The organism is Arthrobacter rhamnosi (assembly GCF_054510975.1).
Window position 1 is genome coordinate 202,491 of record NZ_JBTNDN010000002.1, and the last position, 18,532, is coordinate 221,022.

The 18,532-nt window shown below is 68.1% G+C and carries 18 protein-coding genes and 1 riboswitch; of the genes, 8 read left to right on the forward strand and 10 right to left on the reverse strand.

The window, feature by feature from the left end:
* Positions 1 to 7: 7 nt before the first annotated feature.
* Complete coding sequence (locus tag ACX80J_RS05255) at positions 8 to 892, reverse strand: MetQ/NlpA family ABC transporter substrate-binding protein (RefSeq protein ID WP_459344018.1); 885 nt, start codon at positions 890 to 892, stop codon at positions 8 to 10.
* 198 nt (positions 893 to 1,090) lie between these two features.
* A riboswitch (SAM riboswitch) is annotated at positions 1,091 to 1,204 on the reverse strand.
* Positions 1,205 to 1,318: 114 nt separating this feature from the next.
* Positions 1,319 to 2,575 (reverse strand): GAF domain-containing sensor histidine kinase, encoded by a 1,257-nt coding sequence (locus tag ACX80J_RS05260; RefSeq protein ID WP_459347098.1) that lies wholly within the window; start codon positions 2,573 to 2,575, stop codon positions 1,319 to 1,321.
* 127 nt (positions 2,576 to 2,702) lie between these two features.
* On the opposite strand from ACX80J_RS05260, the gene ACX80J_RS05265 reads away from it, so the two are divergent.
* Together ACX80J_RS05265 and ACX80J_RS05270 are read left to right on the forward strand one after the other, a co-directional pair.
* Positions 2,703 to 4,316 (forward strand): peptide chain release factor 3, encoded by a 1,614-nt coding sequence (locus ACX80J_RS05265; RefSeq protein WP_459344020.1) that lies wholly within the window; start codon positions 2,703 to 2,705, stop codon positions 4,314 to 4,316.
* 129 nt (positions 4,317 to 4,445) lie between these two features.
* Complete coding sequence (locus ACX80J_RS05270; RefSeq protein ID WP_459347099.1) at positions 4,446 to 5,015, forward strand: GNAT family N-acetyltransferase; 570 nt, start codon at positions 4,446 to 4,448, stop codon at positions 5,013 to 5,015.
* A gap of 62 nt (positions 5,016 to 5,077) precedes the next feature.
* Here ACX80J_RS05270 and ACX80J_RS05275 read toward each other — a convergent pair whose 3' ends face one another.
* The gene (locus tag ACX80J_RS05275) at positions 5,078 to 5,542 is read right to left on the reverse strand and encodes a GNAT family N-acetyltransferase (RefSeq protein WP_459347100.1); all 465 of its coding nucleotides are present in this window, start codon (positions 5,540 to 5,542) and stop codon (positions 5,078 to 5,080) included.
* A 464-nt stretch (positions 5,543 to 6,006) separates the two neighbouring features.
* Between ACX80J_RS05275 and ACX80J_RS05280 the strand changes: the two genes are divergently transcribed.
* The 3 genes from ACX80J_RS05280 (at position 6,007) to ACX80J_RS05290 (ending at position 8,619) form a co-directional block, all read left to right on the forward strand.
* Positions 6,007 to 6,636, forward strand: a complete 630-nt coding sequence (locus ACX80J_RS05280) for a polysaccharide deacetylase family protein (protein WP_459344023.1) — start codon at positions 6,007 to 6,009, stop codon at positions 6,634 to 6,636.
* Between the two features lie 220 nt (positions 6,637 to 6,856).
* Positions 6,857 to 7,741, forward strand: a complete 885-nt coding sequence (locus tag ACX80J_RS05285) for a pentapeptide repeat-containing protein (RefSeq protein WP_459344024.1) — start codon at positions 6,857 to 6,859, stop codon at positions 7,739 to 7,741.
* A 65-nt stretch (positions 7,742 to 7,806) separates the two neighbouring features.
* Entirely contained in the window at positions 7,807 to 8,619 is an 813-nt protein-coding gene (locus tag ACX80J_RS05290) for a hypothetical protein (protein ID WP_459347101.1), read from the forward strand.
* Between the two features lie 40 nt (positions 8,620 to 8,659).
* On the opposite strand, the gene ACX80J_RS05295 is transcribed toward ACX80J_RS05290, so the two are convergent.
* The 5 genes from ACX80J_RS05295 to ACX80J_RS05315 all read right to left on the reverse strand — a co-directional run bounded on the left by ACX80J_RS05295 (position 8,660) and on the right by ACX80J_RS05315 (position 12,887).
* Positions 8,660 to 9,385: a Type 1 glutamine amidotransferase-like domain-containing protein gene (locus tag ACX80J_RS05295; RefSeq protein ID WP_459347102.1), complete on the reverse strand. Its 726-nt coding sequence runs from the start codon at positions 9,383 to 9,385 to the stop codon at positions 8,660 to 8,662.
* Between the two features lie 18 nt (positions 9,386 to 9,403).
* The gene (locus ACX80J_RS05300) at positions 9,404 to 10,513 is read right to left on the reverse strand and encodes an alanine racemase (protein ID WP_459347103.1); all 1,110 of its coding nucleotides are present in this window, start codon (positions 10,511 to 10,513) and stop codon (positions 9,404 to 9,406) included.
* Between the two features lie 8 nt (positions 10,514 to 10,521).
* On the reverse strand, positions 10,522 to 11,262 hold the full coding sequence (locus ACX80J_RS05305) for an ANTAR domain-containing protein (protein ID WP_459344027.1): 741 nt from the start codon (positions 11,260 to 11,262) through the stop codon (positions 10,522 to 10,524).
* A gap of 192 nt (positions 11,263 to 11,454) precedes the next feature.
* Positions 11,455 to 12,108, reverse strand: coding sequence for a DUF3105 domain-containing protein (locus tag ACX80J_RS05310; RefSeq protein ID WP_459347104.1), 654 nt, complete (start codon positions 12,106 to 12,108; stop codon positions 11,455 to 11,457).
* 116 nt (positions 12,109 to 12,224) lie between these two features.
* Entirely contained in the window at positions 12,225 to 12,887 is a 663-nt protein-coding gene (locus ACX80J_RS05315; protein WP_459347105.1) for a DUF305 domain-containing protein, read from the reverse strand.
* Between the two features lie 150 nt (positions 12,888 to 13,037).
* Between ACX80J_RS05315 and ACX80J_RS05320 the strand changes: the two genes are divergently transcribed.
* The 3 genes from ACX80J_RS05320 to ACX80J_RS05330 are packed head-to-tail and all read left to right on the forward strand — an operon-like array spanning position 13,038 to position 15,881.
* Positions 13,038 to 13,358 carry a metal-sensitive transcriptional regulator gene (locus ACX80J_RS05320; protein WP_459344030.1) on the forward strand — a complete coding sequence of 107 codons (321 nt, stop codon included), beginning with the start codon at positions 13,038 to 13,040 and terminating at the stop codon, positions 13,356 to 13,358.
* A gap of 47 nt (positions 13,359 to 13,405) precedes the next feature.
* Complete coding sequence (locus ACX80J_RS05325) at positions 13,406 to 13,630, forward strand: heavy-metal-associated domain-containing protein (protein ID WP_301224859.1); 225 nt, start codon at positions 13,406 to 13,408, stop codon at positions 13,628 to 13,630.
* A 1-nt stretch (position 13,631) separates the two neighbouring features.
* Positions 13,632 to 15,881, forward strand: a complete 2,250-nt coding sequence (locus ACX80J_RS05330; RefSeq protein WP_459347106.1) for a heavy metal translocating P-type ATPase — start codon at positions 13,632 to 13,634, stop codon at positions 15,879 to 15,881.
* Positions 15,882 to 15,904: 23 nt separating this feature from the next.
* On the opposite strand, the gene ACX80J_RS05335 is transcribed toward ACX80J_RS05330, so the two are convergent.
* On the reverse strand, positions 15,905 to 17,500 hold the full coding sequence (locus ACX80J_RS05335; protein ID WP_459347107.1) for a gluconokinase: 1,596 nt from the start codon (positions 17,498 to 17,500) through the stop codon (positions 15,905 to 15,907).
* Positions 17,497 to 18,516, reverse strand: a complete 1,020-nt coding sequence (locus ACX80J_RS05340; protein WP_459344033.1) for an L-idonate 5-dehydrogenase — start codon at positions 18,514 to 18,516, stop codon at positions 17,497 to 17,499. The genes ACX80J_RS05335 and ACX80J_RS05340 overlap by 4 nt, the downstream gene beginning before the upstream one ends.
* Positions 18,517 to 18,532: the final 16 nt, after the last annotated feature.

The window sequence follows — 18,532 nt, forward strand, 5'->3', positions numbered from 1 at the left end:
CGGCTGATCAGCCCTGGGCGCGGGTGTCTTCCTCGACGGTGTCGAGCGACGTCTTCAGCTCGTCCACCGGCACCTTCAGGAACTCAGCGGTTCCGCCCGAGGTCTCCTGCACGGCGTCGAGGACCTCCTGGTTCTCCTGGTAGATGCTCACCAGCTTCTGGTAGGTCTCGTTGTTCTCCTCACCGGCGCGTGAGGCGAAGATGTTGACGTAGGCAGCGGCGGCCGGATCGGTCGGGTCATCCTTGGCTATGGCGTCGTCGAAGTTCAGGCCGGCGTCCTGCACGAAGTCGTTGTTGATGATCGCAGCGGCGACGTCCGGAAGGGAGGTCGGCGTCAGTGATGCCTCGAGGGTCGTGACGGTCACCTTGGATTCCGCCTCGTCGACGTCATCGATGGTGGAGAAGGCGCTGCCGCCGTCCTTGAGGGTGACCAGGCCGGCCGACTGGAGGACGAGCAGGCCGCGCGCGAGGTTGCTCTCATCGTTCGGCACGGCGACGGTGGACCCCTCGGGGATCTCCTCCACCGACTTGTACTTCGTGGAGTAGAGACCCAGCGGGTAGATGGCGGTCGATCCTACGGGGGTGAGGTCCTCGCCGCTGGAGACGTTGTAGCGGGCGAGGTAGACGAGGTGCTGGAACTGGTTGAGGTCCAGCTCGCCTTCCGTCAGCGCAGGGTTGGGCTGCGTGTATTCGGCGAAGTCGACGACCTCGAGGTCGATGCCTTCCTCGGCGGCCGCGTCGGTCAGCACAGCCCACTCCGGGTCGCTTGCACCCACGACTCCCAGGCGGACGGTCTCATTGCCTCCCTCGGAGGCCTCCGAGGAGCCACAGGCAACGGTGAAGGCGAGGAACGGGACGACGGCGGCTGCCAGGAGCTTGCGGGAGTTGATCATATTTTCTTTCCTTCGGACGGGTACCTGCTGAGCGGACGGCTCAGCGACAGGGGAATCGGGACGGAAGCAGACAGCAGTCACGCAGCGGTACTGACGGACAGCTCAGGCTGCTCGGACGTGTTTCTACTGGACTGACATGCTCGCTCACTGGATGCTGCGGGCGTTCTCCGGCAGGGCTTCGGAGAAGCACCGCGGGAATCGCCGTACTTGCCGTCCGGAGTATCCCGGCGGCCGAATCTTCACCTGGAGCACCCCACTACGGGAGAGGGTTGCTGTCCAACCGGCCAGGGCCTATGGCTGGAACTCTTGATTCTTCTGGGAACGCTAGGCGACAGGATCGAACAGGGTCAAAACGACCGTGACCCGGCGCGTCATATTCGACGACCCGCTCCCGTACCGGAGGGCGCGTCGCCCCGGCGAAGACCGTCAGGTCGGGCTCGACCCGAACCAGACCCGCACGGTGAGCCCACCCCCGGGAGTCTGGTCGAAGGCGAGGCGCCCGCCGTGCGCCTGGGCGATGCGCACGCACGTCGCCAGCCCTATCCCGGTACCGGACGGATCGCCCTCACGCCCGAGCCGCACCAGCGGCTCGAGCACGCGGTCGTACTCCTCGGGTGGGATGCCTTTCCCATTGTCGGCGACGTCGAGGCGCCAGAACTCCGCGATGCCGGTGCCCGTGATGTGCACTTCCGGCGGGACGCCCGGACGCGCGTAGGCCACGGCGTTGGCCACCAGGTTCTGGATGAGGACTCGGAGCTGCTCGCGGTCGGCGTGGCCGTGGAAGTCCCCGACCGTGATCTGTACGCCGTCGACGTGGTGTCCCAAATCGTCGACGGCGGCCACGACGGCTTCGGCGAGGGAGACGGCCTCGAGGTGCGCCGCGCCGCCCACGCGCGAGTAGCCGAGCAGGTTCTCGACCATGGAGGACATCCGGAGGGCGCTCGCTCCGATGCGCTTGAAGTACGTGCCCGCCGGACCCTCCTGGAGCGCCGGCTCGTCCTCGGCGAGCTCCGCGAGGCCGACGACGTTGGTCAGCGGTCCCCGGAGGTCATGGCTGATCCGGCCGGCGAATTCGCCCAGCAGTTCGTTGCTGCGCTGCAGCTCGGACACCGTGGCGTCCAGCTGACGGGTGCGCAGCTGGAGGTCGAGGACGTCGACGACCTGCGCGGCCAGCGTCTCGAGCCCCGCGGCCTGCTGGTCTGTGAGGTTCCCGGGCTTCTCGTCGAAGATGCAGAGGGTGCCGAGCGGCACGCCGTCCTTCGTCAGGAGCGGGGTGGTGGCGTAGAAACGGACGGCGCCGAAGCGGCCGTCGACGAAGGGATTCGCACGGAAGCGAGGGTCCTCGGTGCAGTCCGCGACCACCACGGTGTGGCCGTACTTGAGGACCTGCCCGCACAGCGAATCCTCCCGGGCGCACATGAGGGGTTCGAGTCCCTGGGCGGCGATCTGGTGGAACTCGTCCTCCGTGATCACGTTGATGGCGCCGTACCGGGCGTTGCAGAGCTGGACGGCCAGGGCCACGAGGTTCTGCAGGGCGGCGGGGGCGTTCGCGGGAGCGGCAGGCCGCGGCATGGACCCGACGGAGCCCGCTTCGCCCAGGGCCATGCCCAGCCCGTACTGCGAGAGCAGTTCGGCGTGCTCCGAGCCCCGCGCCGTCCGTCGTCCGGATGCCTGATCGGTCATGACTCCACGTCCTCCCAGTAGCCGTGTGCAGTGATCTGCCTCCTAGGGTAGACCCCGGGCCCCACGCGCACAGCGAACACCGGGCCCGCCCGCGAGGTGCCGCTCCGGGATCGGGGACAATGGAGGTGTGGTCCTGTCAACCGAATCCCCCGTCCTCGACGCCGACGCCGTCCGCCGCGAGGCCGGACGCCGTCGTACCTTCGCCGTCATCTCCCACCCTGACGCCGGGAAGTCCACCCTCACGGAAGCCCTGGCCCTCCTCGCCCGCGCCATCCAGGACGCCGGTGTCACCCACGGCAAGTCGAGCCGCCATGCCACCGTGTCCGACTGGATGGGCATCGAGCAGGAGCGCGGCATCTCGATCAGCTCGGCCGCACTCCAGCTGACCTATCGCGACACCATCCTCAACGTCGTCGACACCCCGGGCCACGCCGACTTCTCCGAGGACACCTACCGTGTCCTCGCCGCCGTCGATTCCGCCGTCATGCTGATCGATGCAGCGAAGGGGTTCGAGCCCCAGACCGTGAAACTGCTGGCCGTCTGCAAGCAGCGCAACATCCCCATCATCACGGTGATCAACAAGTGGGACCGGCCGGGCCTGGACGCCCTCGGCCTGATCGACGACGTCGGCGAGCGCACCGGAATGACACCGGTCCCGTTGACCTGGCCGGCCGGGATCGCAGGTGACTTCCAGGGCCTGCTGGACCTGCGGGCGCGGCGGGCCATCGCGCTCGAGGCCGTCGAGGCGGGAGCGCATGCCGCCGAGGAGACGGAGGTCGACATCGATGCCCTCGACTCTCGTGACGCCGGCGCCTGGCTGGACGCGCGCGAGGAAGCCGGCCTCGTGGAGTCCTCGAACGGCTCGTTCGACCGGGAGGAATTCGAGGCGGCACGCCAGACGCCGGTCCTCTTCGCGGCTGCGGCAAAGAACTTCGGCGTCTCGCAGCTCCTCGACATCCTCGTGGATGTTGCTCCCTCCCCGAGCCCGCGCCCCTCGAAGGAGGACGAGCCGAGGCCCATCGACGCGCCGATGTCCGGCTTCGTGTTCAAGGTGCAGGCCGGCCAGGACAGCGCGCACCGCGATCACATCGCCTACCTCCGCATCTGCTCGGGTACGTTCGAGCGCGGCATGGTCATCACCAACCAGCGCACCGGCAAGCCGTTCGCCACGAAGTACGCGCACCGTGTCCTCGGCCGCAGCCGCGAAGTGGTGGACACCGCCTGGCCGGGCGACGTCGTCGGCCTCGTCAACGCGACGAGCCTCCGCGTGGGTGACAGCCTGTTCGCCGAGCAGCCCGTGCAGTTCCCGGACATCCCGCGCTTCTCACCCGAGCTGTTCGCCGTCGCACGCGCCAAGGATCCCGGACGGTACAAGCAGTTCCGCCGTGGCATCGAGCAGCTCGAGCACGAGGGCGTGGTGCAGGTGCTGCGCTCGGACCTCCGAGGTGACCAGGCGCCCGTGCTCGCCGCCGTCGGAGCCCTGCAGTTCGAGGTCGCTGCCGAGCGGCTCGGCACCGAGTTCAACGCGCCGACGTCGCTCGACAACCTGTCCTACACGCTCGCGATGCGGGTGGCGCCCGAGAGCCAGGGCGTGCCCCAGACCTTCCGCGGTGGCGAGATCATGTTCCGGTCCGACGGCGAGATCGTGGCCGTCTTCGGTGACAAGTGGAAGGTGGGGCACTTCAAGAAGGACTTCCCCGACGTCATCCTCGAGCCGATCGGCGCCGCCGTCGACCAGTAGGGACCAGGCGCGTCGGGCGGTTCGGCCTTACAGCCGCCGCCATCTCGTCCGGCTGATCCGTGCTCTTCCACCGGTCCTGGGGTGACCGGAGCCAGTTCGCGCCGGCGCAGGCAGCGGTAGTGTGGCGCCATGGCGATCGAAGTCCGTCCCGCAACGATGTTCGCTGACATCGCGGTGATACTGGGGCCGAAGCGGCCTGATGCAAATGTGTGCTGGTGCCTCAGCTACCGCATCCCGTCGAAGCTGAACCTCACCCTGCGCGGGCCGGAGCGCGGGGCTCTCGTGCGGGAGCTGGCCGCGCAGTCCCCTCCGCCGGGGGTGCTCGCGTACGACGGTGACGAGGTTGTGGGGTGGGCAGGAGTGCATCCGCGCGCCGACACCAGCTTCGCCCGGAACCGGAAGATCCCGCAGGTGGACGACCGTGACGTGTGGTCGGTCTGGTGCATCAGGGTACGGCCGGGCCACCGCGGCAAGGGTGTCTCCCACCACTTGCTCGCCGGCGCTGTTCAATTTGCGCGCGATCATGGGGCACCGGTGATCGAGGGCTACCCGGTCGACAACCACGGCGAGAAGGTGGACCTCACCATGGCTTACGTGGGCACTCGTGCGCTGTTCGAGCGGGGCGGGTTCACCAGAGTCGCCATGACCGACTCGGTTCTCAACGGGTTCCCGCGAGTACTCATGCGGCGTGAGCTGTGACGAGAACGTTCTGACGTCTGCCAGATACCCCTCGGCACATCGATCACCTTTCGGACTGGCTACTAGAGCCTTTTCCTCATCCTCACACTGGTGACCTCGTAGCCCAGGGATTCATACAGCCCTCGAGCGGTGGTGTTGAACCCGAAGACGTTGAGCCCAAGGGAGCGGGCTCCCTGTGATCGTGCGTACTCTTCTGCAAGCAGCATCGCTGCCCGGCCGATGCCTTTGCCTTGATGCCCTAACTCGATCGCTACATCCCACACCCACCATGACGCCTCGTCATCCGGCTCGCCCTGGGCGATCCAGAGATAACCGACCGCTGTCCCGGCGTTGTCGACGACGTCGAACACGGCATTGGCGGCGGTCGGACCAGCAGGGAAGACGCCGTCCAGTGCGTCCAGGGCCTGGCGATGGGCAGCTTCCGGTGATTCACCGGTGGCGACGAGATCTGCTATGAATTCGGTCCGGCTCCGGTCGAGCCATTCCGGGAACCGTTCCGCGGTCATCGGTACAAGTCGGATACTCATGCACCCAGTGTGACAAGGGGACCGCCAGTAAGCGCCCTCGCACTGAGCAGGGTCATTCCGCCTTTCTGCCGTCCGGTTCGCCACCGGAGGCAGTCCCAGGAGCTGGTCGTGCGACCGCGCTTCGGCGCGGGGTTGTAGGCTGCAAATGCCGGTCCTGGTGATCGGTGTCTCAATCCTTGCCTGCGGAGCACCGCGGCGCTTCGCTTCCATTGACGCGCCGCGGTTGTGCCCTGCGCCGGCGGGGTGTCATCTGGGGGAAGGGTCTTGGCTTGGAGCGCCGAACGTTCATCAGTGCAATCGTGGCCGGCGGCGTCGTATTTGGGCTTGCCGGTTGCAGACAGCCCGCCCGTATCGCCACAGAGGCTTTACGCACGGCAGCGCCCACCGGTTCCCCGGTTCCTACGTCAGTCCCTCCCCCGGCACCGCCGGCAGCGACACCGGTTCCATCACCCGTGCCACCTGCTGTGCAGAAGGTTCCGCTACCGGCTGGTGTCATCACGGGTCTGCCCACGTCCGAGCAGCTTCTTGCGTGGACAGTCGACGACGGATCCGACAGCGAGGTCGTCCGGCGCTATCTCGACTTCGCTCGCACAAGCGGTACCCGGCTGACCTTCTTCCTCAACGGCTCCTACCCCGGGTGGTCCGAGCACGCAGAACTGCTCGCACCGCTTGTAGCCTCCGGCCAGGTCCAGCTCGGCAACCACACGTGGTCCCACGCCGACCTCACCGCCCTCAGCGACGCGGAGATCATCGCCGAGTTGCAACGGAACCACGACTTCATCGTCTCCACGTTCGGCACTGATCCCCGCCCGTACTACCGGCCCCCGTACGGATACAGGGACGAACGGACCGATGCGGCGGCGGCCTCGATCGGCTACACCTCCCCCGTCATGTGGTACGGGTCCCTGGCCGATTCGGCACTTCGGACCGACCAGGAAATCCTCGACCTCGCCCACCAATGGTTCCTGCCCGCCCACATCGTGATCGGACACGTGAACTTCCTCCCGGTCACACGGGTATTCCCCCAACTCGAACAACTCATCACAGACCGCGGGCTGACCACGGTCACGCTGAACGACATCTTCGACACCTGAACCTATCGACACCAGGGGCACTGAGGGCTTGGCCTACGGGCAGGTACTTCAGGGTGCTATTTTGGGCGCAGTGACATTCTTCCTTTCTCTGTGATCCAGAGTCGATGCAGCGGTTCCCGCGCGCTTCCCTCGGAAGCGGTGATCCCGTGTGCCGTCCGGGGAACTCCCTCGCGAGTTCCCCGCTCCCGGCCTCCCACCGAACCGACCCAGAGAAGATCCCATGCCCTCCACCTCGAAGAACGTCACCGCGCCCTCCGTCCCTGCTCTGAACAGGGAGTGGTTGCGCCCTGACTGCAGCAACTGCTTCGCGCTCTGCTGCACGGCCCTCGGCTTCTCCCGCACAATCGACTTCGCCGTCGACAAACCGGCGGGGACTCCCTGCCAGAACCTGGCGCCCGACTTCTCCTGCACCATCCATGACAGCTTGCGGCCGCGAGGCTTTCGAGGATGCACCGTCTTCGACTGCTTAGGAGCCGGGCAGAACGTCTCCCAGAACCTCTTCGGAGGAATCAGCTGGAAAGCGAGCCCAGAGACAGCGCAACAGATGTTCCCGGTGTTCGAGATCGTCCGGCAGCTCCACGAGATGCTCTGGTACCTGGTAGAAGCCGACACCAGGACCTTCGACCCGGACACCTCGTACCAGATCGACCAGCTCAGACGAACCATCGACCGTGCGATGACCGACACGCAGCAGGTCCTCTCCCTGGACCTCGGCGATCTGCACGCCCGAGTTCGGTCCGTGCTGATGGACGTCAGCGAAGAAGTGAGAGCGTCCTATCTCGCCACCGGGGACGACCATCTGGAGGTGGCGTTCACTCCCGGGGCCGACCTCATGGGCAAGAAGTTACGGTCCCGCTCACTGTGCGGGGCGAACCTTCGAGGTGCCTACCTCATCGCCGCCGATCTCCGGGGCTCCGACCTATCGGGTGCAGACCTCCTCGGCGCCGACCTCAGAGATGCACGTTTCGAAGGGGCCGACCTGTCCAGAGCCCTCTATCTGACCCAGGCCCAACTCAACGCCGCCCGAGGCAACACGAGCACACGCCTGCCCCCCGACCTCGACAGTCCTTCTCACTGGTCGGACAGCAGCCAGGAGCGCACCTGACGGACGATCGACTAAGCGCTAGAACTCACCGGAGTTTCATCCCGGAAACGGACGTACCATCGGGCATGGCTCGTTTCGGGATGAAAATGGCGTGCACGTTCCTGGCCCTTCTGGGACTGACGGTGACAGGAATGGCTCCGGTGGCAGCGGCCCCGTCACCCAGTACCACGGACGTGGTGGGAAACGACGTTTCCTGGCCCCAGTGCGGCAAGACCCTTCCCAGTTCGACAGGGTTCGCGATCGTGGGCGTGAACGGCGGACTGGCCAACAACACCAACCCCTGCCTGGGGGATCAACTCAAGTGGGCCCTTAGCTCTACCGGGGCACAGTCCAAGATCGCGTTGTACGTGAACACGGCCAACCCAGGCCATGCGGGCTCCTGGTGGCCGTCGTCCAACACCTATGAGGGCGTGGTGGTTTCCAATCCCTATGGGACATGCGCACGTGCCGTCGACCGCGCATGCTCTTACATGTACGGATACGTCAGGGCCTATCAGGACGCTAAAGATCGAGGCGTAGTGAGCCCCGGCTCGTATTTCTGGTGGCTGGACGTGGAGACGGGCAATAGCTGGCAGACCGACACAGCCCTGAACCGGGCGGACCTTGAAGGGATGGTCGCCTACTTCAAGAGCATCACCGCCATATCCATGGGCGCCGGTGTCGGGATCTACTCGACCGGCTATCAGTGGGGAGTTATCGCCGGGACAGTGCCAGCCACCAGCCCCCTCATGGGGCTGCCGAGCTGGCTTGCAGGTGCCAGGACCCTGCGCGGAGCGAAGTCGGACTGCTCTCTGCCTGGCCTGACGCCCACCAGCACGGTAACAGTGACGCAGTATGTGTCGGCCGGACTCGATTACGACTACCGCTGTCCCCAGTAGCACGGACCGCCCCCGAGCCGCTCGCTGATGGGGACGACCCCTAGGGCGTCGGCCCGACTCCTCCGCTCCCCTCTGGTGAGGAGCGCCATTCTGTCTGCCGTGGGAAGTACCGCCAGAGGCCCTCTGTGAGGACGTCCACCGCATCATCGATCACGCTGATCGCGGTCTGGTCGTCGATGGCGTAGGACGGGTGGCGTATACCGGCGGCCCACTTCTCTGCTGCAGCGAGGGAGTTACCCGGTGCGCCCTCGGGCGTGAGGTGCGGGCAGATCGAGAAGGAGACCACTCCCAGTGCACTGTCATCACCCGTCGGAGGCTTCCAGCCGACGAACTCTCGACCGATCTGCGGAGTCATCACCATGCTGCCCGCGCTCATCCCGACCCATACAGTCCGTGTCAGCGACGGGAACATATCGGCCAGCCCCGACTGCTGCATCCAGTGGTTGAGGTAGAGGGCGTCCCCGCCCGCCGCCAGCAGCACATCGGTTTCGAGCACGAGTGGCTTCCACCGCTCTTCATCGATGCTCGGCAGCGCGGTCAGTTCCAGCACGCCGACGGATTTCCATCCCAGGTCGACCATGGGGTTCTCGGATCTTCCACTGATGAATTCCCACGCCCCGATGCCGGGGCCGATCCAGGGGTGACCGTATTGGGCGGTGGGGATGCACAGTGCGGTGGACGCGCTGATCCGCTTGCCGAGAAGGTCTTCGAGCGCCCTGAGGATCGTCGGATTGGTGACGCCTGCCGAGGTAAGAAGAAGCTTCACGGCGCGATCCTAACGGCCCTAGCTGTTCCGGCCCCGTGCCGCGACGGCCCAGCGCTCCTCTACGACGCCGCCGCGCACCGCGTGCACCTCGTCCACGAGGTTGATCGTCAGGCACACGTGGTTGGGCACGACCCGCAGCCGCGCGCCCAGCGGTGGCAGGTCCTGCCCCGACGGCCACTCGACGGTGGCGTGGTGCTCGGAGAGCGCCACGATGCGCGCGTCCGGGTGGTCCAGGAGCCGCCCGTACCCTGTGGCCCACGCCGCGCGGTCGGTGCCCAGGACCTTGCTGCCGGCGTCCACGATGAAACGGGGCTCACCCGCCGCTCCGTGCCGACGGCTGACGACCGTGCTCTCGACGGTCAGCGCGATGTCCTCCGGCCTGCAGTGGCCGAGTTCCCACTGCTGGGCGTCCCCGAACACGTAGACGCCCGGGCGCAGTTCGGTCAGGGTACCGGCCGAGGAGGACAGGGCCGACGGCGTCGAACCCCCACTGATCTCGAGCTCGGTGAAGCCGGCGTCCTGCAGGGAAGCAGCGGCCGCAGACAGGGCCGCGTTCTCGTCAGCAACGGCGGGCGCTGCCGCCCCCGGTCCGTAGCTGTGGCCCGGGAACGTGAACACCCCGGTGACGGACAGGCCCGCTGACGCCGCGGCCCGGGCGACGCCGGCAGCCTGGAGCGGCAGCACGCCGCTACGGTGGTGGCCGCTGTCGATCTCGACCCGCACCGCGATGCGTGAAGCTGCAGCTCCGAGGCTGCGGGCCACCTGCTGCGCACCCTCGGCGGAATCGACGCCCACCGTCACCCGCGCGACGTCGGCGAGCGCGAGGAGCCGCCCGGCCGCCCGCTCGTCGACCCACAGCGGGTATCCGATGAAGATGTCCGTGATCCCGTGGGCGGCGAAGACCTCCGCCTCACCGATCGTCGCGACCGTCAGTCCGACGGCGCCGGCCGCCACCTGCCGGTGCGCGATCCCGGGGATCTTGTGGGTCTTGGCATGCGGCCGTAGGGAGAGTCCCCGGACCTGCGCGAACGAGGCCATGGCGTTGATATTGCGCTCCAGGACATCGACGTCCACGACGACGACAGGCGTCGCTGCAGGGGTGACCGCGTCGGTCGAAGCGCTGATCATCTGGCCGATCACGCGTCGAAGTGGGTTTCGGGAAGCTCCTGGCCGATCGACGTGACGACCGCTGCGGCGATGTCCGCGAGCTTGATGTTCCGCCCGCTGGACGCAGCCTTGAGGATCGTCATCGCGGTGTCGTGACTGCACCGGTTCTGCCCCATGATGATGCCGGCCGCGACGTCGATCGTGGTGCGCGAGTTCATCGCGGACCGGAGCTGTTCCCCGGTGTCGGCGAGATGGGCGACCCGCACGGCCATGCGCAGGGATTTCGAAGCTTCCCGGGCAAGGTCCACTGCGGCAGCGATGACCGCCTCATCGAAGGCATTCGGCTGCGTCGAATACAGATTCAGACCGGCTGCGGCGAGCCCGTCGAGTGGAATCGGGACACCGAGCGCCGAGCGGATCCCGTGCTCGGCGATGGCCCTCGTGTAGTCCCCGAAACGGGATTCGCTGCGGAAGTCGGCCACGACGTAGACCTGGCCCTCGCGGGCTGCGCGGAGGCACGGGCCGTCGTCGAACTGGTACTGGACCTCGTCCATCGACTGCGCCTGCTCACTGCTGCTCGCCACGCTTCCCTTGGCGCGCGGCCGCAGGAGGGTGACCCCGCAGAACACCTCGCTGCCCTCGGACGACAGGGCATCCGCGGCGAGCTTCGCCAGCCCGTCGAGGAACTCGTTCACATCAGAGCTCTCCAGCACCATGTCCTGCAGCATCCCGGGCAGGGAGACTTCACCGAGTATCTGGTCGTCAGCCACTGCTATCCACCTTCTGCTGGTGTCGGGGCCGCCGGCACGTGGCCCGTTGTTTGCCACGCTACCCGTATGCCGGGCCCGCGGGAAAGAAACATCCTGAGCCCCCGTCCGGTAGCCGGATCGGACCGAGTCCGGACCGAACGACGACGGCGCAGGCGCCTGCGGGCGCGCTGCGGCCGCGCGCGTGCCGGAGAACTAGGAGGCGCGTCCTGCAGGAGTCAGGCCGCCGGAGCAGGCAGCGCCGGGCTCGCGCGTCTGCTCGCCCTGGATGTACTTGTCGAGGAAGGTGGCGAGCCGCGCGTCGTCGGCGGACTCCACCTTCAGCTGCAGGCCCCAGGCGCTGGCAGCGACCGGCGAGTCGAGGTCCGGGTACGGGCTGAGCAGCACGTAGGCGCGTTTCCCCACGAGCTCGGTCAGCTTGTCGATCTCTCCCTGGCCGATGTCCGGGTTGTAGGTGATCCAGACGGCACCGTGCTCCATGGAGTGGACGGAGTTCTCGTTGGGCAGGGCCTCGGTGTAGACGCCGCAGTTGGTCCAGATAGGAGCATGATCCCCTCCGACGGGAGGCGACTGCTCGTACTTCACAGGTGTGTCGACGTGGTCGAACGTCACATCGGGGTACTCCTGGACGCCCTCGATCGGCTGGGCCGCGGCGTCCTCCCGCTCGCGGTTGGCCTGGACCTGGTTCACGATCACCAGGGTCACCGCGATAATGATCGCCAGGATGACCGCGCCGATGCCACCGAAGATCAGGGCGTTGCGCTTCCGCTCGCCCGCCCGCTGCTGGGCTTGGATGGCGGCCAGGCGCGCTTGGCGGTCCTGGTTCTCCTGAGACCGTTTCTTGTTCAACGAGGTGTCCTTCGGTGCTGGGGTGACTGGGGCGGTCACCGTGGATCGGATAGCGCCGGAACCCAATGTACCGGCGAGGCCTGCCGGTCCCTTAACCGGCGCGGGCTGGGAGCGCCCTACAGGGCGTCGAGCATGGTCTGCATGAGGGTGATCTCGGCCTGCTGGCCCGACTGGATCTTCGTGGCCAGCGAGCGCACCTGGTCGGTCTCCGCCAGTTCCGCGCCGGCCTCGGCCATCTCCACGCCCGCCGTGTGGTGTCGGATCATGAGGGTGAGGTAGAGCCGCTCCGCGTCATCGCCGCGGGCCGCGCGGAGTTCGTCGAGCTGCTCCTCCGTGGCCATGCCGGGCATGAGCCCGTCGGGACCGAGCATCGAGGCGGCGCCGTCGTTCCCGGATCCCATGTCCATTCCGGCATGGTCGCCGGAACCGGCCATCCACTCCATGCGCGGCTGGGAACTGCTCTGGCTGAGGTTCCATTCCTCGAGCCAGGCATACATCTGCCCGGCCTGCTGCTGCTGCGTGAGGGCGATGTCGTAGGCGATCGAGCGGAGCGTCTCATCGGTCACGTTGTCGCGCACGATCATGGACATCTCGACGGCCTGGTTGTGGTGCACCTGCATGTCGCGGGCGAACCCCGCGTCCGCACTGGTGGTACTGGGAGAGGAGGGACCTGCGGAGACGCGCCCAGCCGTGAAGGCCAGCGCGAAGAGGGCGAGTACGGCGATTCCGGCGAGGAGCAGGAGGACTCGCTTCTGCCAGCCCGACAGCGAGAGGGTCATGGACGTCCTTGGGTCGGAGATGTTCCGGTCAGCCACGGTACGGGACTCCGCTGGGCGTTTCCTCGACGCGGGGAGCGCAGGGAATAGTATCGGGGGCTGGCCAGTTATACCCCCTAAGGGTATATTGAAGACGATACGAGGAGCGAATTCATGACCACCGGCACCCAGAACCCGACACCGCACGGCTACACCGCGGACAAGGACGCATACCTCAAGAGGTTGCGCCGTATCGAAGGCCAGGTGCGTGGCATCGCGCGCATGGTCGATGAGGACCAGTACTGCATCGACATCCTCACGCAGGTAGCGGCCGTCAACAAGGCTCTCCACGCCGTGTCGATGGGCCTGCTCGAGGAGCACATCTCGCACTGTGTCGTCGGAGCGGCTCAGGAAGCCCAGGACTCCGGCAGCAGCGACGCCGTGCAGGAGAAGGTCCAGGAGGCGACGGCGGCGATCGGCCGGCTCCTGCGCTAGCAGAACCCATCCAGTTACACCCCTATCCGATCCCCCAGGAGGACACCATGAGCACCACCACGATCAGCATCACCGGAATGACCTGCGGCCACTGCGTCAGCGCCGTGAAGAATGAACTGTCGGAGCTCCCCGGCGTCGAGAACGTCGACGTCGACCTCGTCAACGGCGGCACCTCCACGGCCACCATCTCGTCCTCCGCTCCGCTGGACGCCGCGTCGATCGACGAAGCCGTCGCCGAGGCCGGCTACAGCGTGGTGCCCGCCGGTTCCTGACATGGCGACCCAGCAGATTCCGGTGCAGGGCACGGAGCAGGAGCAGCGCGTCGTCGAGCTCTCCATCCAGGGCATGACGTGCGCCTCCTGCGTGGCACGCGTCGAGCGGAAGCTCGGCAAGCTCGACGGCGTGGAGGCGAGCGTCAACCTCCCGCTGGAGAGCGCCGTCGTCCGGGTCCCCGCGTCCGTGAGTGACCAGGACCTGATCGACACCGTCGTGGCGACCGGCTACGGCGCCTCCGTGGTGCATCCGGACTCCGCGGGAATGGCCGATCACGAGGTCACGCCGTCGCTCCTCGGAGCCCGCCTGGTCCTGGCCGCCATCCTGTCCGTGCCGGTGCTGCTGATCTCCATGGTTCCCGCCCTCCAGTTCCCGGACTGGGGCTGGGTGGTCTTCGCGCTGTCGCTGCCGGTGGTGACCTGGTCGGCCTGGCCGTTCCACCGGGCCGCCGCCATCAACGCGCGCCACCTGTCCTCCACCATGGATACCCTCGTCTCGATCGGGGTCACGGCGGCCTTCCTCTTCTCGGCCTGGCAGCTCTTCGCGGATCCGGCCATGACCCGGCACGCGGGCATGGCCGGCATGGACATGACAGAGCACTCCCTCTACTTCGAGGTGGCCTCCGTCGTCGTGACGTTCCTGCTGCTCGGCCGCTTCCTCGAGGCGTCCGCCAAGCACCGCGCCGGGGATGCCCTGAAGTCGCTCCTGGACCTCGGCGCCAAGGAGGCCCACGTGCTGCGCACCGTCGACGGCGAGCGCACGGAGGTCACACTTCCCGCCACTGCGCTGATCCCCGGCGACGAGTTCGTCGTCCGCCCGGGCGAGAAGATCGCGACCGACGGCGTCGTCACCGAGGGCGCGAGCGCCGTCGACACCGCCCTGCTGACGGGTGAGAGCATCCCGGTCGAGGTGACTCCGGGAGACGTCGTCACGGGCGCCACGATCAACACGTCCGGCAGGCTCGTGGTGAGGGCCACCCGCGTCGGCGCCGATACGGTCCTGTCCTCCATGGGCCGCCTCGTCAGCCAGGCGCAGAGCGGCAAGGCGCGGATCGCACGGCTCGCGGACCGCATCAGTGCGGTCTTCGTCCCGGTGGTCCTCGTTCTCGCTATGGTGACCTTCGTCCTGTGGCTCGTGCTCACCGGCGACCTCGACGCGGCCTTCACCTCATCCGTCACCGTCCTGGTGATCGCCTGCCCGTGCGCCCTCGGCCTCGCGACACCGACAGCGCTGCTGACGGGTACCGGCCGCGGCGCCCAGCTCGGCATCCTCATCCGCGGGCCCCAGGTCCTCGAGGACACCCGGACCGTGGACACCATCGTGCTGGACAAGACCGGTACGGTCACCACCGGCACCATGGCCGTCGACGACGTCGTCGTCCTGTCCTCGACCTCGGTCACCGACCTCCTGCGCCTCGCCGGAGCCGTCGAGGCCGCGAGCGAGCACCCGATCGCCCAGGCCATCGCCCGGCACGCCGCCGGGAACGGCAGACTCCCGGAAGTCCACGACTTCTCGAGCGCCCCCGGAGGCGGCGTCCGCGCGACCGTCGGGGATGTCGTCGTCACGGCCGGGCGGACCGGCTGGCTCGACCGGAACGGCATCCGTCCCACGGAGACGCAGGCAGCCGCCCTCGGCGCCGCGGAAGACGCGGGCACGACGGCGGTATGGGTCGCCGTCGATGACGACGTCGCGGGATTCATCACGCTGTCCGATACCGTCAAGGACGGTTCGGCCGCCGCCATCGGCCGCCTGCGCCGCCTCGGCCTGCGGCCCGTCCTGCTCACGGGCGACAACCTTGCGGTCGCCCTGCAGGTGGCAGCGACCGTCGGGATCGACGCCGCGGACGTCCGCGCAGGCGTCACCCCGGCGGGCAAGGTCGACGCCATCCGGGAGCTGCAGGCCGCCGGGGCGACCGTGGCCATGGCGGGTGACGGCGTCAATGACGCCGCGGCCCTGGCTCAGGCGGACCTCGGCATCGCGATGGGCTCGGGCACCGACGTCGCCATCGAGGCGGCCGATCTCACCGTGATGGGCAACAGCCTGGAGCAGGTGGCCCAGGCCATCGAGCTCTCGCGCCGCACGCTGGGCACCATCAAGGGCAACCTGTTCTGGGCATTCTTCTACAACGCCGTCGGCATCCCCGTCGCGGCACTGGGCCTGCTCAACCCGATGCTGGCCGGGGCGGCCATGGCGGCGAGCTCCGTGCTCGTCGTCGCCAACTCACTGCGGCTGCGCAGCTTCGGCAAGTAGGTCCGGAAGCCGCCGCCGCAGGTTCACACCGCGGAGGCGCCCCCGGCCGGCCCGCCTGCGTCGAGGTCGAGGTCGATGGGGAGCGACGGGGCGAGCCGGCGCAGCGACGTGAAGGTGGGCACGAGGGCGTCATACAGCTCGGCGAAGACCGGCAGCAGCGACGCGTACACCGCCGCCGCGGCCGGTTGCGGCCGCACGGTCTCCTCGATCTCGATCATGTCGGCGACGACATCGATCGATTCGATGAGGCCGAGGGCCTCCATCCCGAGCAGGGCCGCACCGAATCCCGAGCCCTCCTGCCCGTGGGCGAAGTCGATCGGCATCCCGAACGTGTCAGCGAGGATCTGGCGCCAGAGTGGGCTGCGCATGACGCCCCCGGTGGCCCGGATGCTGTTGACCTCGAGTCCGGCGGACCGCATGGAATGCAGCACCAGGGCCAACTGCAGGCTGACTCCCTCGAGTGCAGCCCGTACCAGATGCTCCCGGCGGTGGGCACGAGTGAGGCCGACGTAGGCGCCGCGCGGCAGCGAGCTCCAGTGGGGAGCCCGCTCGCTGAGGAGGTACGGCAGCATCAGCAGTCCTCCCGATCCGGGGGCCACTCGCGCTGCCAGGGCCAGCAGTTCTTCCTCGGGGGGCTCGGCCAGGTCCGGGGCGAGTGCATCGCCCGCCCACCCGAGCACCACTCCGCCGTTGTTGATCGCGCCACCGACCACCCAGCGGGTGGAGGTGAGCGCGTAGCAGAACACCCCGCCGAGCGGGTCGACCGCCGGGCGCTCGACCGCCACGCGTAGGGCCCCGCTGGTGCCGATCGAGCACGCCGCGACGCCGGGGCGCACCGCGCCGACCCCCAGGTTGGCGAGGGGACCATCCGCCGCACCGACGACCACGGGCGTCGCCGGGGGCAGGCCGACTGCGGCGGCGGTATCGTCGGTCAGCGCGGGCAGCACTGCGGTGGTGGGGACGATCTCCGGCAACTGCTCGGGCAGGATGCCGGCGATCGCGAGGGCCTCCTCGTCCCACGACAGCGTGCCCATGTTCATCAGGCCGGTCGCTGAAGCGATGGAGTGGTCCACGACCAGCGCGCCGCACATGTTCAGGAGCACGAATTCCTTGATGCCGACCCAGAACCCGACGCCCTCGCACAGCTTCGGCTCCTGCTCGCGGAACCACACGAGCTTGGGCAGGGGCGACATCGGGTGCACGGGTGTCCCCGTACGCCGGTGCAGGGCTAGCCCGCCGACCGAGGCGCGCAGCCGCTCGGCCTGGACGCGGGACCGCGTGTCGGCCCAGGTGATGACCTCGGTCAGGGGTTTCCCGGTCGGGGACAGCCCGATGACGCTGTGCATCGCCGAGCTGAAGGAGAGCCCGGCGACGCGGTGGGCGCCCACCTGGTGCACGACCTCACGCACCGACTCGATCGCCGCGGCCAGGATGAGCAGCGGGTCCTGGACAGCATGCCCCGGGTGGGGCTCCTCCAGGGGGTAGCCCACCGAATGGGACGCCTCGAGTGTGCCGTCCGTGCGGAAGGCCACCGCCTTGGTATTGGTCGTACCGAGGTCGACGCCGATCACGACCGGCGCGGTACCCGTGCGGGAGCTGCCGGGTGCAGGAGTGGTCATCGATCGCCGGTCCACAGGGAGATGACGACCTTGCCGGAGGCCTCGGAGTCCTTGGCGACGGCGAAGGCCTCGAGCGCCTGGTCGGCCGGCAGCTCATGGGTGATGACGTCCTCGATACCCGGTGTGTCGAGGAGCAGTTCGATGGCGTGGTCGATCTCGTCGTCGAACCGGAAGGCCCCGCGGAGCTGGAGCTCCTTGGAGATCAGCGGGGCGAGGTTGATGCCCCGGGGTTCGTTGGGGACCATCCCCACCTGGACGACGACGGCCGCCCGGCGCGCGGCCACCAGGGCAGCGCTGACGGCTGCGGGAACGCCGGAGCACTCGAGCACGACGTCGAACGCCAGGGCCGGCAGTTCATCGGTGCCGATTCGGACGGTGGAATGGGCTCCGAGCCGTCGGGCGCGTTCCAGGGGTCCGGGCAGCACATCGGTGGCCGTGACCTCGGCCGCGCCCTCCGCGATGCAGGCGGCCGTGGCGAGGAGACCGATCGGCCCCGATCCCGAGACCAGCACCCGCTTGCCCCGGACTCCTCCGGCGACCGTGATCCCGTGCAGTGCCACGGCGAGCGGTTCGGCGAGGGCCGCCCGCCGCAGCGACAGGCCGGCGGGGAGGGGGCGCACCATGTCCTTGTCGACGAGAAGGAATTCGCTCATCCCACCCTGCGTGTGCGGCCAGGTGGACGCGCTGCCGAGGTAGGCGCCCCCGGGCCACAGGTGGCGGCGGTCCTCGATGCCGGGCTCGGGATGTCCGAAGGTGGCGGGGTGCACGGTCACCGGGGTGCCCGGAGCGAGGTCGCCGGAAGGGTCCAGGTCCACGGTGCCGGACACTTCGTGACCCGGAACGAGCGGTTCGCGGACGACGTACTCTCCGTTGGCGCCCTCGTTGTAGTAGTGGAGGTCGGACCCGCAGACGCCGCCGAAGGCCATCCGGAGCCGGACCTGCCCTGGACCGGGCTCCGGCGTCGGAAGCTCGGTCTCGACGAGATCGAGCTTCCCGTTGATGACGAGCGCTTTCATGTAATGCCTTCCCTTT